This window comes from Haloferula rosea, from assembly GCF_016595525.1.
Taxonomy (GTDB): Bacteria; Verrucomicrobiota; Verrucomicrobiia; order Verrucomicrobiales; family Akkermansiaceae; genus Haloferula; species Haloferula rosea.
This window is the reverse complement of the sequence record NZ_JAENII010000006.1, coordinates 163,707-180,937: the sequence shown is the minus strand read 5'-3', so window position 1 is coordinate 180,937 and position 17,231 is coordinate 163,707. Positions and strand designations below refer to the sequence as shown.

Below are 17,231 nucleotides of genomic sequence, written 5' to 3'. Positions count from 1 at the left end.
GATGAGCACACCCCACAAACCCACCGTCGCACTGCTGATCGAGACGTCCCGAGCCTATGGCCGGGATCTGTGTCTTGGCATCGCCGAGTATGCCCGAGGCCATGGGGAGTGGAATTTCCTCATCGAGGAACGCGACCTGCGCGGCGGCATTCCAGAGTGGCTCGAGACCTGGGACGGAGACGGCATCCTGTGCCGCCTCGCCGACCCCGAACTCGCCGACCTCCTCGCCGATGCCCCTTGCCCGGTCATCGACATCTACGGCCAGGTCCAGCACCCGAGGATCCCCTTCCTGGATACGGACCCGGATGCAGTCGCCGACATGGCCGCCCGCTTCTTCGTCAATGCCACCTTCTCGAACTTCGCATTCTGCGGATTCCCCGGGCTTTGGTTTTCCGATGGCCGTAGCCAATCGTTCCAGAAGGCCATCCGCCGGCTCGGATCCGAAGTCATCCTCTACGAACCGCCACACAGCTGGAGTTCCCACGACGTAGCGCGCCGCGAAGCCCTCCACCCGGATGGCTCGAAAGAGCTCGAAGCCTGGGTCAAGGCCCTTCCCGAAAGTACGGCCATTCTTGCCTGCAATGACGTGCGCGCCCAGCAACTCCTCAAGGTTGCCATGCGGATCGGCAGACGAGTCCCGGAAGAACTCGCCGTCATGGGAGTCGACGACGACGAACTGCTCTGCGAGCTGACCAACCCGCGCTTGACCAGTATCCATCCGGACACCCGTACTTTGGGTTACACCGCGGCCCACTGGCTTCACTTGTTGATGGAAGGACGAACCCTCCCTTATCAAAGCCTCCTCGTGCCTCCACTTCACATCACCGAGCGCGCCTCCACCGATACCATCGCATCGGACGACGAGATCTTCGTCACGGCATTGAGATACATCCGAAACCATGCGCATGAAGGCATCGATGCCAGGAACGTCATCCAACAGGTCGGCCGTTCAAGGTCGACCCTTGAGAACCGCTTCCGCAGCTACCTCGGACGCAGTATCAAGGATGAGATCACCCGCTCCCGCCTGGCTCGCTCCCTGATCCTCCTCAGGGAAACCAACATGACGCTCCAGCAGGTCGCGAATGCCTGTGGCTTCGCGACCGCTTCCCACTTCTGCCGGATGTTCAAACAGGCGGAGGGAGTCACCCCGGGCGCCTTCAGAGCTGCGCACGCCCGCGACAAATGACACCGGCCAGCCCGCGTGATCTTCAGGATTGACCCGGGAACTTCAGGCAAGCGCTTCACCATTGTGGACTATGGCAACTCGGGAGAAAGCTGGAATGCTGTGTGATAATGAAAAGTGCAGGTTCTCGCCCAGCCCATGGTTTCACCCTCGTGGAACTGATGGTCACCATCGTGATCGTTGCGACACTGGCCTCCTTGGTATTTGTCATCTCCGGCAAGGCGATGGACCGGGCGAAGGCAGCCTCAAACCTCGGAAACGTCCGCAACCTGGGCAGCATGGTCAGCATGCTGTCTCAGGACAACGGAGCCTTTCCACCCGGATGGAGTTTTGCCAAAGGCCAGTCATGGGCGGATTTGGTGATCGACCAGATGCATGGCGACTCGATCAACCAGGATGACATCCTGCTTTCGCCACAGATCGCGAAGAACATCGATCCCGGCCTCGCTGGAACCGCCATCAGCAACTACTCGGTGAACCCCATCATTTTCCCTCAGGAAGGGGTGAACGGCTTGTTCTACCGCGTCACACCAGCCCGCCTCCGGCGCCCGGCCAACCAGATTCTACTGGGTGATGCCCTGCCGAGAAACGACGAAGCGCCCTACGGCTTCTCGATGGTCGTTTGGTGGGGGCTCCGTGGTCAGGCCACCGGTAACTCGGGCACCCCACCCGTCTCGAACGAAGCCCGTGGAAACACACCGGTGAGCCTGCCCGGAAACATCGTCGAGATGACTCAGGATGGAGGCAAGGGCCTTCCCGCCTTCCGGAGCAATGGCCGAGGACACTTCTTCTTTGCAGACGGTCATGTCGACGCACTCCGCCCGGAGGATCTGAAGAACAAGCATTTCGCAATTTCCTATTAGGAATGACGTGATCTAGAATCAACACCTGATGACTAAGCAGCTCTCCATTGCCGCCATCTTTCTGATTTCACTTCTCCCAGGCTTCGCAGAGAAGGAGAACGTCGCGGACTACAAGATCAACATGGTCAACTGGGGCGAAGCCCTGGCAGTCGGTGACAAGGAGAAGACTGAAAAGTTCGACGCCTCCAGTCTCAAGGGCAAGGTCGTGGTCGTGGAAGAGTTCGGAGTCAAGACCCCTGCGTGCGTCCAACGCATCAAGGACCTCGGACGTCTGGCCAAAAAGATTGAGCGCGATGAGCTGAAGGTCGTCATCATCGCCATCCATCGCCAACGCGATGTCCCCGATCAGCAGATCGCTGATGCGGTGGAAAAGGCGCGTGCGGAAATCATCATCCGCAAGAACGGCTTCCTGCCGGCCAGCATCGGCGGCATGCCGCACGCCGCGATTTTCCTCCCTGATGGGACCATGCTCTGGCACGGGGATTCCACCGAGCGCGACTTCGACAAGGCCTACAAGAAGGCCCTCGATCAACTTGGGGAGTGACTGGCCGTCACTCCGATGGGGACTTCCGCCACCCCCATCGAAATTGCGAAGGCCATTGATGGCAAATTGCGCATTCCCGCCCCAAAAATTGGGCATTTGGACAAGAGTATTGGATGATTGGGCCATAGCCAACCATCACACCTTGGATGCATTTTTCTCAATACCCTGAGACTCCTGCTCTCGAGTGGGGGCCTTCAGTTCCACCAGCTGATTCCAATGAAAAAACCAACAATAACCCCGAATGGGAGATCCACGTGTCTCACGCTGCTTCTTGCCATCCCGCTTGCCCATGCCGCTGAAGTTGCCCTGACGCCGGGCGGCATCAATGGCTTGGATTCCGCCACCATCGAGTTCGACAACGGAGACATCCTCCTCACTCCACTCCAGAATGGTGTTCCCGCCACATTCAACGCGAACGCCGACCGACTCGGCATCGACGATTTCGGAACGAATGCGAACGCCCTCAACGACCCGGACACCACAGCTGGAAACGCCAATGATGAGCAACTTGAGTTCGTCTTCTCACCAAATTCAGGGCTTACCCGCTTGAGCTGGGACTTCGCCCGTGCCGATGGTCCGCTGGCGACCGACGGCGTGCGGATTTCCGGTTTCACCTCGGATCCGCTGGCCACATTGACAGGCCCCGGCACGAGCGGCCTGAGCTACAGCGCGGGAACCCTCAGATTCGACATCAGCAGCGCGGGCTTTACCGGAACTGACGGGGTTCTCACTCTTGCCAACCCTGCAGCAAGCACGGGCGCGACCCTGCTTTTGACGGTCAACGACAGTACGCAAGCCGGTGCGCAACTCCCGATAACCGGCATCTCTTATGAAGACGCAGTGCCGACCAAGGCTCCAGTGCTTGATCCTCCGCTGCCAGCCACGCTGGCACCCGGCATTGGTGTTTCAACCACCCTTACGGCAGCTTTGGAAGCCGGCACCGCTCCCGGACCGACCTATCTCTGGGAATACGATGACGGCGGTGGCTTTGTAACCGTGAGCACCACGGAATCGGTCACTTTCGTGGCAGGACCTGCAGCGGATGGGGACTACCGAATCACTGTAAGCAATGGCGTCGGTAGCGATGCCGTTGCCACCGTTGCGGTCAGCGCAATCGACGACGGCGACGGCATCGACAACCAATGGGAGGTCGACAACTTCGGCGACTTCCTACTCTACGATGAGACCGACGACGTCGATACACAGGAAGGCACCTTGGCTGGCACTCCAGCGCCCGATGGCCGCAACAATTTCCAGGAATGGACCGACAATACGAATCCCCTCGATCCCGACACCGACGATGATGGGCTCACCGATGGGGAGGAAGTTGTCAATTCCACCAACCCACTCCTGGCGGATACCGACGGTGACGGCTACTCGGACGGCTATGAGGTCAACGATGCGGACCCAGCCACCTTGCCGAACGATGCCGCAAGCTCGCCTGGAGTGGATGACAACCGCAATGCGATCGGCATCACCTTCAATACGACCAATGGCCAGAATCCAAACACGACGCTTGGACCTCTCATGCTCGCCGGAGCTCCTGGCTACTCCCAGAAGAACTGGAACAGCACCATTGCACTCGCTGGCAATGCAACCAGCACCACGGACCTTGACGTGGCGACACCTTCTACTGGGGTTCTGGTAGACAGCAACGGAAACAGCACCACCGCTGGATTCACCATTGGCATGGCTGGCGTGTTCAGCGTGCCAAACAATAGCGAACAACCCTACGGTGGACTCTACTCCGCCTATCTCTTTGCCGATGCCGTCAACGACACGGTCGAGATCGACGTGACCGACATTCCCTACAGCCGCTATGATGTCGTCATCTACCCGCTCGGCTTCAACGGCAACCAGAGGGGCACCCTTCTCGAGCTCGCTTCGGGTAAAGAGTTCGCGGTTCGGACACCTGCGCTCCTCGCCAATGGCACCGAACCCACCTACTATCTGTCTGCCGATCAAACCACCGCGAGCAGCGGTGACTTCGAGAACTTCCCTCGGGCCACCCACCTCGTCTTCCGCGGCCTCACCTCGGACGTTGTCACGCTGGACCTTGTCCGCACTCTCGACAACATCGGCATCGCCGCCATCCAGATCGTCGAAGACTTGGACTCGGATGGAGACGGCATGGGCGACAACTACGAGATCTCGGTCGGCCTTGATCCGAATGATGACGGCACCACGGACCCGCTGCAGGCACCCGGCGCGGACTTTGATAGCGACACCATCTCAAACATTGACGAACACAATGCCGGAACCAACCCGACATCGGATGATACCGACAATGATGGCTATCTCGACCAATACGAAACGGATACAGGCATCTTTGTTTCCATTACGGATACCGGTACGGACCCCCGCATTGCCGACTTCGACAGTGATGGAATCCTTGATGGTGCCGAGACCAATAGCGGAAACTTCGTCGCAGGAGTGGAAGCTGGCACCGATCCGATCGTATTCAGCAACGGGGATGCGGACAACGATGGCTACCGGGATGACTACGAATGGGTGGAGCTTGGCTCCGATCTCTATGATCCGGAAGCTCCCGGAGGCCCGAATCCGGATGGGTTTGGCATCGCCTTCAATGCAGTAGCAGGTGTTGGGGGTGCCGCAGGGGCAGCCGCTCTTACTGAGTTTGGCCCCGGCGTTTATGCCGGTGCTCCGGGTATCGAAATGAAGAATTGGAACCGCACGATCGATCTCGCGAACAATGCGACGGATGCAAGCGGCGACATTCTCAAAATCGCAACTCCGAGCAATGAGGAGCTTGTGGATTCATCGGGCAATATCATCGGAGACGATATCAGCGGAGTCGGGCTCACCTTCACCGCGGGCGCCGGAGCCTACTCGTCGGTAACGGATGCCCGCACCCCTTACGGTCGCCTGTTCAACTCCTTCATCTACGGGAACAACGCTTCAGGAAACAACGACTCCAGTGTCTCCCTCACCGGGATTCCCTACACCAGCTATGACGTCTACGTGTATTTTGGATCCGATAGCGATGGCCGCACCGGCACCTTGACCGACGGCGTGACGACCTACTCGTTCACTACTGATTCCAATACTGGATTCCCGGGGGTTTACACACAGACCACTGATACTGGTAGTGGATTCCCGCAGGCCAACTATGCGGTTTTCAGTGGGCAGACCGGCACCGACTTCAACGTGACGGTGACCACCGGAGCGCTGCAGAACTCAATGGGCATCTACGGCGTCCAGGTCATCAACACGGGTGCAACAGGTGGAGCCGTGGTCAGCCTGGCCAATCCAGCCCTCACGGGGTCAGTCTTCACAGCTGATTTCACCACGGACACCGCAGGCACATACATCCTTGAGCGCAGCCTCACGCTGAACAACGACTGGGTGCAGGTGGGCAGCCCACTCGTTCTAAGCCCCGGCACTACCCAGGTAACCGACCCTTCCGCCCCTACCGGAAAGGCCTTTTACCGGGTGAGCGAACAGTAATTGCGAAACGACCCGTTTCCCCATACCCGCTGCCCACGACAAGGGCAGCGGGTTTCTCTTATCCGGAAGCCTCAGATTGCGAGCCACGTCTTCACGGATTCAGACCATGCAGTTACCGAAACCGTCTATTTTCAAAGCAAGCCGGAAACTCTCAGACTGAGTATTGAGATTGGCCGCATCGTCTAGATTCAAAAACCCCCTGTCCTATGAAAAAACAGCTCATTTTCCTTTGTCTCCTCACGGGAGCATCCTCGGCAGCCACGCTACTCACTCCGGCCACCATCAATGGAGGTGACACTTCTAGGAGCACGTTCACGGATGGCAACATCACCCTGAACCCTCTCGAAGCTGGCTCCCCATCAACCTTCAACGATAACGCCCTCCGCTTGGGCATTGATGATGCGCCGACCCCTGCCGGAACGATCGCGAACAACGCAAATGCTTTCAATGATGTGGATACCAATCCAAACAATGGGAATGAGCAACAGCTTCAGTTCATCTTCGCTCCGACCATTGGATTCAGCCAGATGACTTGGGATTTCTCGCGGGCAGACGGACCCGGCCCCAACGATGGTGTCTTCATTACGGGTTTCGTCGCCGATCCGGGAGCGACTCTAAGCGGAGCGATCACCACCAGCACGGTTTCATACGATAGCGGCACCGGTACACTGCAACTTGACCTGACTGGGGCTGACTTCGGTGGTGCCGATGGAATCCTCAATCTCTCCAACCTCTTCGCCAGTGCGGGACAAACGCTGCTTCTGACCGTGACGGATACGACCCAGCACGGAGCTCAACTCGCCATCACTAGTATCAGCTACGATGTTGTGCCGGAACCAAGCGCACTTGCTTTGCTTTCACTCGGAGGCCTCGCCCTGATGCGCCGCCGCCGAGGTTGAGCGACAACCGTAACACCACGAGACTTCATTCAATCCCGGCTTTTGTCTCCCGTCATGGATGGGACAAAAGCCGGATTTTTTTTGCCAGCAGCCATCTCCTCGGCGACATCAACATCGCACCACCTCATGAAAACCCACCTTCTCGCATTCTTGATTCCGCTGACAAATCTCGCAGTTGGTGCGCTGGTCGAGGATGATTTCGAAGGGGCATCGATCTTCACCGATTCCAGTCCTGCCGGGCCTTGGGTTCGGGGAACGGCAGCCTACGTCGAGAACTATGCCGCGGGAGGTGGCATTCTGAACCGCGCCAGTACGCCACTCGGGGCGCGCGCCATCTCGCTGAACCCCGATCCCTCGAACTCCTGGCTCTACCGGGACACCGGCACCCCATACTCGCCGAACACGACCTACACGCTGAGGTTCTATGCCGGCTCGCGCCAGAACTCAGCCTACCAGGCGGGTGGAGAGATCGAATTCGGGCTTTGGGGTGGCGTCCCCGCCTCCCCGGCGACTGAGCCAGCTCTCGCACCCGATCAAACCGGAGGTCAGATCACGGACACCTCGATTTTTCCTCCCCAAACCATGGTCGAGGTCGTGAGCTATTCCTTCACAACTGGCCAGGATGTGTCCGGACTCGGAAACATCGTCGTCTTCTTCCGCAACCTTGAGTCCGGCAATGGCCGTTCCACCATTGACCAAGTCACCATTGAAGCCAATGGAACCCTGCCTGACCGCCCGAACATCCTTTGGCTGGTGGCCGAGGACATGTCGCCGACCCTCGGCTGCTACGGCGATCCGAACGCCATCACACCGCGAATCGATGCGCTGGCTGGGGAGAGCCTGCGCTTTGACATGTGCTGGTCGAACGCACCGATCTGCTCGGTGGCACGGACCACCCTGATTTCAGGAACCCACGCTGTCCGCACCGGCGGCACCATGCACCGCTCCACCGAGGAACTCTCGATGCCCGGCTTCATGCGCTTCTACCCGCGCCTGCTCCAGGAGGCGGGTTACTACACCACCAACCGTTCGAAGGAGGACTACAACATCCAGCCTCCCTCCGGAGAGGAATGGCGCAGAGGCTGGAACGACTCCTCGGGCACGGCGCACTGGCGCAACCGACCGAACGGGCAGCCCTTCATGGCGGTCTTCAATTTCGATGACACCCACGAGTCAAGGATCCGGCCGGTGGGAGGCACGTACTCCTACATTCCCCAGGTCCACGACCCCGCCAACATCGTGCTGCCGGATTGCCACCCTGACCTGCCGAAGCTGCGCGAGTCATGGGCCAGGCACCACGACACCATCACCCACATGGACGGCCAGGTCGGGGCGATCCTCGATCAACTCGAGGCGGACGGGCTGGCAGACGATACGATTGTTTTCTTCTATTCGGACCACGGGTCGTGCGTTCCCGGGTACAAGCGCTTTGTCGGGAACCGCGGCCAGCAGGTTCCGCTGATCATGCGGGTCCCGGCAAAATATGCCCACCTCGCTCCAAACGGATATACGGCGGATGCGACGACCGATGAGCTGGTGTCCTTCGTCGATTTCGCACCGACCCTGCTCAGTCTGCTCGACATCGATCCTCCTGGATGGATGGATGGGCGCGCTTTCGCCGGAACCCGCCGACAAGCTGAACCTCCGGCCCTGTTCGGCTACGTCTGCCGCCACGACACCCGGATCGCCAACACCCGCTCGGTCACCGACGGTCGCTACGTTTACATCCGGAACTTCCAAGCCGATACGCCGCACGGGAGCTGGTCCGCCTACACCGTCGGCAATGACGCGACGACCCCGACCTACGCCACCCTGGGCGCCGGCGAATGGCTGCTGGCCTTCCTCCAAGGCGGCTTGAGCCCGCGCGAGGCTCATTTCTTCATCAACAGCGGTGGCGAGCAACTCTATGATCTGCAAACGGACCCGGATGAAACCATCAATCTCATCAACGACCCCGCCTACACCAGCGTCGCCCAGACCATGCGAGGCTACCTTTCAGACCTGCAAAACGACGTGCGTGACGGCGGATTGGTTCCGGAAGGACGCCTCTATGACCTGGTCGATGCGACCGGCCTGCGGTCTTGGGACGTGCTGGCGAACAACACGCACGTCCCCTACGACGACCTCGTGGATACCGCATGGAGGGCATCTTCCTCGGACCCGGCGGATGTGGCGGTATTGGCGAGCCGATTGACGCACGCCGATGCAACCGTGCGGATGTGGGCAGCACGCGGACTCGGCTACCACGGTCGGGACGCCGTTCGCAATCACCAACCGGCATTGCTCACAGCGGCTGGTGACTCCGACCACTGGGTCCAGGTGAGTGCACGTCAGGCCTTGGCGAGACATGCCACGGAACCTCTTCGAGGCAACTCGGTCGACGCCTTGTTCGGCTTTACCCAGCAGACGGGTGTCGTGAACGGGGGAGTCGTCGATCGTTCCTTGGAAAGGGAGATCCATTTCGCGGGCGAGGCGATCAGCAGTCTTCCGTATCTCGATCAAAGCTACTTCGCCCTGACTTCCACGATGAACAACGAAACGTATGCGACCCGGGCCTACCGCCAGCAGGTTTTCTACTGGTTCGACGAGGAGTTCAACCACCCTCTCGCTGAGTTCCGATCCATCCACGGGCTCGACAAGACCGGAGCCGACGACTTCGCCAACCCGTCCAATGACGGCATCCCCAATTTGGTCCGCTACGCCTTCAATCTGTCTCCCAACGACGGGGACCTCCTCAATCCGGTGAGTCCGCATTTCATGGTGCCAGATGGAAACCGAGGGCTACCCACGATCTTTCAGGATCCGACGGACCTCAACTTGAAATACCAGTTCGTCCGCCGAACCAGCTCATCTGATCCACGTGTCACCTATCAGGTGCAGGATTCGCAAGACCTCGATACCTGGCTACCACTCGGGGCCAGCGGAAACGTCGAATCCATCAACTCCGATTGGGAACGGGTCACGATCGACCTCGTGCAACCGTCTCCCCGCTTCCTTCGCCTTGAGATTCAAAACTGAATCACGAGTGCACTCGAGATCGCGCATGGGGGCGACCACCAAGACCGGCTCGTCATCCTTGTCAGTCCGGCGGCTGACCTGATCTTGATCTCGTCCGTCAAACCACAATCGCTGATGAGGGAACATCTACGACTCCCATGACCCGCCGAGGCCTGGCTCTCGGTGGCGACGACCTCGCCCGCTTCCCCCATTCCTCACCATTTGCTCCGAAAGCAATGATCTGGCACACAAGAGTAGCTCCGTTATGTCAGCGAAGAGGATTACAGGCTATGATTTTCTACATTTGAGCAACTTGCCGCCCCCTTCCTCCACCCGTATCGTTCGCCTACTGAATCGGATGATCGGAACGTGCAGACTCAAAATACCCATGGATATGATTCGTAAACTTCTCATCGCCAGCATTGCTGTCGCGACGTCATCAGCCGGCACTTTCCCCGATCTTGATTCGGAGTTGCAGAAACCCTGGCCGGACAACCGGACCATCAACGTCATCTTCCATGGCCACAGTGTCCCGGCGGGCTACCACCTCACGCCCTTGGTCAAACCCTACGAGTCCTACCCCCACCTCTTCCGGACTCAGCTTGCCAAGAGATACCCCTATGCGGTGATCAACGTGATCACGACTTCGATCGGTGGTGAAAACAGCATCGCTGGAGCAGCACGCTTCAACAACGACGTCCTGACCCGGAATCCTGATCTCATCTTCATCGACTACGCACTGAACGACCGCCCCCAACCCCTCGCGTCGGTCGAAACCGCCTGGCGGTCGATGGTGGACGCGGCCCAGGCAGCAAATGTCCCGGTCATCCTGATCACACCGACCGGAGCCACCAATGCCGACTTCACCAACCCGGCGGATCCACTGACCGAACGGGCTCAACTCATCCGGAATATCGCAAGCTCCGAGGGTGTGCCAGTCGCTGACGTTTCAACGGATTGGCTGGCAGCCATCCAGGGAGGAACGCCACAGGGAGACCTGCTCAGTCAAGGCAATCATCCGAATCTGGTGGGCCACCAGCTCGCCGCCGACCGCTTGTTCGAAACATTCAGTGAGGCGACCTCGACGGTGACCACCCCAGCCGTGGACTTCGTCCGTGACAAGACCGTGGGCACTTTCACCACCCCGGACTCCGAGGTGACATTCACCGCCACCAACAACTTCAGTGGTCAGGGTGACTTCCTCGGCGACAGCGGCGGAACCGCCAATCGCGTGGAGGCCTTCGATGGATCGGAGACTCTGCAGATCGCGCTGGGCACCAACACACGCCTGACCGGTTTCGCCCTGCGATACACGGAGGCCACCATCACCATCACCGGCTTCCTGTCCGACCCGGGTGCACGGATTGGAACCGTCAACAATCTCCCGGGATCAATCACCTGGGACGACCCAAGCAAGACTCTGACCTTGGCCATCCCATGGGACAACAATCGGCGGCGTCACGTCACCTTCACCTCGCCGGATGCCTCCCTGGGGCAAACCCTGAACCTTGCCTTCGCCAATAACGGAGCACGCATCCATCAGGCCACCTTCACCGACTTCACCCACCAGACTCTCAATCCGTGAAAGCACATCAATTCATCATCGGTCTTCTGGGCCTGACCCTCACGGCAGGATCACTGCATGCAGCCGAGCTTTCAGCTCTCGACGCCGAGCTTTCCAAAGCCTGGCCGGACAACCGGACGATCAACATTGTCTTCCACGGCCATAGCGTGCCGTCCGGATATCATCGCGCCGGTGAGGTGAAGCCATTCGAATCCTATCCCTATCTCTTCGGCCAGCAGCTGAAACAGAGATACCCGAATGCCGTGGTGAACATCATCACCACCTCGATCGGCGGAGAACACAGCATCGATGGTGCCGCCAGATTCAGCACCGACGTGTTCGCGCAGCAACCCGACCTCATCCTCATCGACTACGCGATCAACGATCGCTCGCAGGCAATCCCTGCGGTGGAGACCGCCTGGCAGTCGATGATTGATGAAGCTCAGACCGCCGGCGTGCCGGTCATCCTCCTCACCCCCACCGGCGTGTCCGGCGAGGACCTCTCGAACCCGGGCGACCCTCTGACCGAACGTGCCGACCTGATCCGTGATCTCGCTGACACCGAGGACGTGCTACTCGCAGACGTCTCCGCCGCATGGCTTGCGGAGATCGCTTCAGGGACGCCGGAGGCCAACCTGCTGAGCCAGGGGAACCACCCGAATCTCGCCGGCCATCAACTCGCCGCCGACACCATCTGGACGACATTCTCGAACGCCACATCCCAATCAACCATCACCGTCAACGGACCGGACTTCCCCAATGATGGATCTACGGCGAGCTTCGTATCTCCGGACGGACTGGTCGTTTTCCAGACCAGCACGTATTTCAGTGGCAACGGGAATTTCATCGGCGATGCAGGCGGCAACAATGTGAATGCATGGGACTTGAACGACACCCTTACCGTCGAATTCGAAGGTGGCGTGGGCCTGACCGAAATCAACACCCGATGGACGACGGGGAACATCGTCATCAGCGGATTCACCGAGGATCCGGGGGCGACCATCACCCGCGGCGGAGCCGTCGTCTGGAACTCAGGAAGCAACACCCTGACCCTCACGATGTCATGGGACGCAGGGGTGGGCGACGGCATCACCTTCTCCAATCCAGCGGCATCCGACGGGCAAACGCTCAACTTCTCGTTCGCCGCGCCGCCAGCGAACCGCCAGACCGCCGTGACGTCCTTCGTGTATCGGGTCACGGGCACGCCTGCACCGGATCCGCTCGTTCACTACACCTTCGACACCGGTTCGGTCTCGGGCACCACCGTGAGCGATGCATCCGGAAATGGGAACAACGCCACGATCGTCCCTTCCGGCACAGCACCCGTCACCGACGAACCCGGACTTTTCGAGCAGAGCTTCCGCTTCGTCTCAGGGGATGACCCGGGCGGGATCGTTTCCATTCCGGCTTCCACCGTCCCATCGGGTAACTCCCCAAGAACCTTCTCGATGTGGTTCAAGCAGGCCGCCGAAGCGGGTCAGGACAAGTTGTTCGGATACGGAAACAACGCCGCTGGCCAGGCCATCGATTTCGGACTGGAGGCCGGTGGGCTGAGAATCCGGCACTGGGGAGGCAGCATCACCTACGGGACCGGCTTCGACTTCGCCGGAACCGACGGCGGATGGCATCACGTGGCCCTCAGGGTTGGCGAAAATGCCACGACCTTCGCCGACGTTGATGTCTTCCTCGATGGCCGACGCCTGCTTCCTGAAGCCGGCGGAGCCACCTCGGTCGCCCTGAACACAGCGAACTCATCCTTCGCCATCGGGTCGAGCGCAACGCCCGCTTCGGCCCTGGGTTTCGACGGTTACCTCGATGAATTCATGGCATGGGACAGCGCGCTCACGGGCATCCAGATCCAGGAACTTGCCGAGGCACCTCCGGTTCCCACCATTGTCCAATTCTCCGCCTCGCCCCAGAACCGCGTGCCCTCCGGCAGTGCGGTGACGCTCAGTTGGACCACCGAGAATGCCACCACCCTGACGCTGAACCCCGGCATGATCGACGTGACCGGCCTTACTTCGACCGTGGTGAATCCCACGGAGAAAACCACCTACACCCTGACGGCATCCGACGGCACCAACCTGGACGCCACGGATGAGGTCATCATCAATGTCGGCGCGGAACCGTATCCGAACGTCATTGTCTTCTTCCTTGATGACTTCGGCTGGTCCGACTGGGAACAGAACGGCGCCTCCACCGGTTCGGTGTTCCACGAAACCCCGAACATGAACCAACTCGCCGCCGAAGGGATGTACTTCCCGAACGGCTATGCCTCGACCCCCGTCTGCTCGCCCACACGCGGGTCCCTCTTGACCGGCCAGAGCCCCGCCTACAACAAGCTGACCGACTGGATCAGCGGCGCAGGCGACGCAGGGAAGTCAGTACGTGAGGCCGAATGGATCAAGAAACTCTCCACCGACACGCCGAACTTCGGCAGTGTCCTGCGCGAATGCGGTTACCGGGCACTGCATATCGGCAAGTGGCACCTCGGAGCCGGAACCTCCGCTGAGGCCAACCCGTTGAACCACGGATTCGAATTCAACGTGGGGGGCAACCAGTTCGGTACCCCCCCGGCACCGGAGCGCTACTTTGCCTCCGCCAACGGCTTCTCAGGCCTGCCGAACATGGGGCCCGACATCGCCCCACCCGGTAGCTACCTGACCGACGTACTGACCGAGCAAGCGGTCGAGCAGATCCAACTGGCGGCGGAAGAGGACACCGCCTTCGTCATGTATCTCTCCCACTTTGCCGTCCACACTCCGATTCAGGCACCTGCGGCGACCGTCGCGAAGTATCAGGCCAAGCTCGACAACAATCCGGGCATGGACTGGCAGGGGCAGACGAATCCAACCTACGCCGCGATGGTCGAACACGTCGACCTCTCGCTCGGTGCCATCATGGCCACGCTCGCCGATCCCGATGGCGACCCTATGACCGACGACTCGATCGCCGAAAACACCATGATTGTCTTCACGGCGGACAACGGAGGGCTTCTGAGTGCCACTTCGAACCGCCCGCTCCGCGATGGCAAAGGCGGCAACTATGAAGGTGGAATCCGCGAGCCCTGGGTTTTCTGGTGGCCCGGCACCATTGCCCCCGGCATCAACCCGGAACCCATCGTCTCCCACGACCTCTTCCCCACCATCCTGTCCAAGGCCGGAATCCCGGTGCCGGAGGGACACGAGGTCAACGGTCAGGACCTGTCGCCGCTTTTGGAAGGCACTTCCTTCGAACGGGAAGAACCCCTCGTCTTCCACTACCCCCACTGGTCGCCACAGGGAGGTTCCCCCTACTCCGCCATTCGTCAGGGTGACTGGAAACTCCTCTACAACTACACGAACGCTTCGTGGGAACTCTACAACCTCGCCGAAGACATCGGCGAAACCACCAACCGGATCAGCACGGAGGCCGATCGTCAGGCAGTTCTTTCGTGGGCACTGGCGAATGGACTGGAGAATCTGGATGCCAACTACCCCCGCAACGTCAGCACCCTGGCGGAGGAACCGCCCGTCCCTCTGGTGTCGCCGGAGAATGATCAGGATGGCGATGGCCGCGACGATCTTCAGGAAACCCTCGAAGGCACCGACCCGCTCGACGCCCAGTCCTACTTCGCCCCTGTCCCGATGATGGATTCAGGGACATTCAGCATGGCGTGGCTCGGCGTGGAGGGACGTCGCTATCAGCTGGAGGTTTCCGAGACATTGACCGCGAACTCGTGGTTCCCACTCGAAACGTTCGGCCCCCTCGCAACGGCTGAACCCGTGCAATTCGAGGACATCATCGGACCGCTCTCCCCACCAAGCAGGTTCTATCGAATCGTCACCGACCTGCCGTAATGAGACCCGTCATCCTCGCCTGCCTGTCAGCAGCACTCCTCTTGCAGAGTGAGTCGAAGGAGACACCCAACGTCCTCTGGATCACCCTCGAGGACACCTCGCCCCACTTCATCGGCTGCTACGGCGACTCCGCCGCGCGCACTCCGAACATCGACGGACTCGCGGATCGCGGCATCCGCTTCACGCGTGCCTTCGCCAATGCCCCGGTGTGCTCGGCCGCCCGATCAACCATCATCACCGGCACGCTCAATGAAGTGCTCGGCACCGGACACCACCGCAGTGCCATGCCGATCCCCGACCGGATCAAGGGATTCCCCACTTTCCTCCGGGAGGCGAACTACTACACAAGCAATAACTACAAGACGGACTACTCCACCTCCGATGCCAAACGGTTGATCCAGGAATCGTGGAACGAATCATCCGGACAGGCCGGCTGGTGGAAACGCGGGAAGGAGCAACCGTTCTTCAGCGTGTTCAACTTCAACGACACCCACCAGTCCCGCACCATGACCTGGCCCTATGCCTGGTATCGGGAGAACATCTTCAACAAGACCTCGCCCGAGCGCCGGGTTTCCGACAAGGCGTTCGCCGTCCCTCCCTTCTACCCGGATACACCCGAGATCCGACGCCATTTCGCGCGAGTCTACAACTGCATCGCCCGGACCGACGAGCAAGTGGGTGATCTTCTCGCGCGACTGGAATCCGAAGGCCTCAGCGACGACACCATCATCTTCTGCTACGCCGACCACGGCGAGGCCATGCCACGAGGCAAGGCCAACCCCATCGCCCTCGGCTACCGCGTTCCATTCATCATCAGCATCCCCGAAAAATGGAAGCACCTGAACCCATGGGGTCCCCCGGGTTCGACGAGCGATGAGTTGATCTGCTTCGATGACCTCGGCCCCACCATGTTGAGCCTTGTCGGCAGGAAGCCGGCCCCATGGATGACGGGACGTCCTCTCATGGGTGAACATCGGTCCGCGACGCGCCCGTACATTTTCTGCTCGCGGAACCGCATCGACGAGAGTGCCGGGTGCTCCCGGTCAATCACCGACGGACGCTTCATCTACACCCGGCACTTTCTCCCGGCACCCGAACTTCAGTACGTCCGCTACTTCGATGTCTCCGACATTTCGCAGGAGCTGCGTGGCATGCACCGTGAGGGGGAGCTGAATGAGGTTCAGACCCGCTTGTTCGAGGACCAACCCCATGAGGTGCTTTACGATCTGGAAAGCGACCCATGGGAGATCGAAAACCTCGCCGCGGACCCCGCCCACGCCGAAAAGGTCGCCCACCTGCGCTCCACCCTCTTCGAGCACATCATCACCAGCCGGGACATCATGCTCTGCCCTGAGTATGAACTCATCGAGATCAGCCGCAAATCGACTCCCTACGAAACCGGACAAGCTGCAAAACCCAAGGAACTCCGCCACCGGCTGTATGCCGCCGACCTCGCCAGCCGACCGGGGGTTCATCGGGAAATCCTCAAGCTGGCCAGAAGCGAGTCACCCGTCATCACCTACTGGGCCGCCACCGCCCTCGGCCGGGTCGAAGGCTACCCTCGCGATCCATTCAAACTGGAGGATTTCCCCTACCCCCCGGCACGCATCGAGTTCGCCGCGGGACGCTACCACTTTGACCAGGACCCTGCGGCCAAAGCCGAGCTGGAGAAGTTCGCCCGCTCCTTCGACCCACGCCTCCGGCTGCACGCCCTCCAGCGCATCCAGTCATTCGGCCAGAAAGCTGCAGATTTCACCGAGGTCCTCGAGCACAGCCTGAAAAGCCGTGATTTGGACTGCCGGAATTCCGCCGAGATGTCCCTGCACATGCTCGACCAGCGCCCGATTCTCGAACCGGGACCTCGCTGAAGGCTA

Annotated in this window: 9 protein-coding genes; all 9 read left to right on the top strand. The window is 60.1% G+C overall.

Annotated features, from left to right (window positions below; genetic code table 11):
- The first annotated feature begins 1 nt into the window (after position 1).
- The 9 genes from JIN81_RS09825 (at position 2) to JIN81_RS09785 (ending at position 17,225) form a co-directional block, all read left to right on the top strand.
- Positions 2–1,186, top strand: coding sequence for a XylR family transcriptional regulator (locus tag JIN81_RS09825; RefSeq protein ID WP_200278767.1), 1,185 nt, complete (start codon positions 2–4; stop codon positions 1,184–1,186).
- Positions 1,187–1,293: 107 nt separating this feature from the next.
- Entirely contained in the window at positions 1,294–2,046 is a 753-nt protein-coding gene (locus JIN81_RS09820; RefSeq protein ID WP_267907986.1) for a type II secretion system protein, read from the top strand.
- A 28-nt stretch (positions 2,047–2,074) separates the two neighbouring features.
- Entirely contained in the window at positions 2,075–2,590 is a 516-nt protein-coding gene (locus JIN81_RS09815) for a hypothetical protein (protein ID WP_200278765.1), read from the top strand.
- A gap of 216 nt (positions 2,591–2,806) precedes the next feature.
- Positions 2,807–6,058 carry a beta strand repeat-containing protein gene (locus tag JIN81_RS09810; protein ID WP_200278764.1) on the top strand — a complete coding sequence of 1,084 codons (3,252 nt, stop codon included), beginning with the start codon at positions 2,807–2,809 and terminating at the stop codon, positions 6,056–6,058.
- 206 nt (positions 6,059–6,264) lie between these two features.
- Positions 6,265–6,957, top strand: coding sequence for a PEP-CTERM sorting domain-containing protein (locus JIN81_RS09805; RefSeq protein ID WP_200278763.1), 693 nt, complete (start codon positions 6,265–6,267; stop codon positions 6,955–6,957).
- A 126-nt stretch (positions 6,958–7,083) separates the two neighbouring features.
- Positions 7,084–9,975: a sulfatase-like hydrolase/transferase gene (locus JIN81_RS09800; RefSeq protein ID WP_200278762.1), complete on the top strand. Its 2,892-nt coding sequence runs from the start codon at positions 7,084–7,086 to the stop codon at positions 9,973–9,975.
- 373 nt (positions 9,976–10,348) lie between these two features.
- Entirely contained in the window at positions 10,349–11,539 is a 1,191-nt protein-coding gene (locus JIN81_RS09795; RefSeq protein WP_200278761.1) for an SGNH/GDSL hydrolase family protein, read from the top strand.
- The gene (locus JIN81_RS09790) at positions 11,536–15,357 is read left to right on the top strand and encodes a sulfatase-like hydrolase/transferase (RefSeq protein WP_200278760.1); all 3,822 of its coding nucleotides are present in this window, start codon (positions 11,536–11,538) and stop codon (positions 15,355–15,357) included. Before JIN81_RS09795 ends, JIN81_RS09790 begins: the two co-directional genes overlap by 4 nt.
- Positions 15,357–17,225 (top strand): sulfatase family protein, encoded by a 1,869-nt coding sequence (locus tag JIN81_RS09785; RefSeq protein ID WP_200278759.1) that lies wholly within the window; start codon positions 15,357–15,359, stop codon positions 17,223–17,225. The genes JIN81_RS09790 and JIN81_RS09785 overlap by 1 nt, the downstream gene beginning before the upstream one ends.
- Positions 17,226–17,231 lie beyond the last annotated feature (6 nt).

Excerpts from the sequence above, each read along its gene's own strand:
- JIN81_RS09805 (WP_200278763.1), top strand. The coding sequence starts at position 6,265 with ATGAAAAAACAGCTCATTTTCCTTTGTCTCCTCACGGGAGCATCCTCG.
- JIN81_RS09820 (WP_267907986.1), top strand. The coding sequence starts at position 1,294 with ATGAAAAGTGCAGGTTCTCGCCCAGCCCATGGTTTCACCCTCGTGGAA.
- JIN81_RS09810 (WP_200278764.1), top strand. The coding sequence starts at position 2,807 with ATGAAAAAACCAACAATAACCCCGAATGGGAGATCCACGTGTCTCACG.
- JIN81_RS09815 (WP_200278765.1), top strand. The coding sequence starts at position 2,075 with ATGACTAAGCAGCTCTCCATTGCCGCCATCTTTCTGATTTCACTTCTC.
- JIN81_RS09785 (WP_200278759.1), top strand. The coding sequence starts at position 15,357 with ATGAGACCCGTCATCCTCGCCTGCCTGTCAGCAGCACTCCTCTTGCAG.
- JIN81_RS09825 (WP_200278767.1), top strand. The coding sequence starts at position 2 with ATGAGCACACCCCACAAACCCACCGTCGCACTGCTGATCGAGACGTCC.
- JIN81_RS09800 (WP_200278762.1), top strand. The coding sequence starts at position 7,084 with ATGAAAACCCACCTTCTCGCATTCTTGATTCCGCTGACAAATCTCGCA.
- JIN81_RS09795 (WP_200278761.1), top strand. The coding sequence starts at position 10,349 with ATGATTCGTAAACTTCTCATCGCCAGCATTGCTGTCGCGACGTCATCA.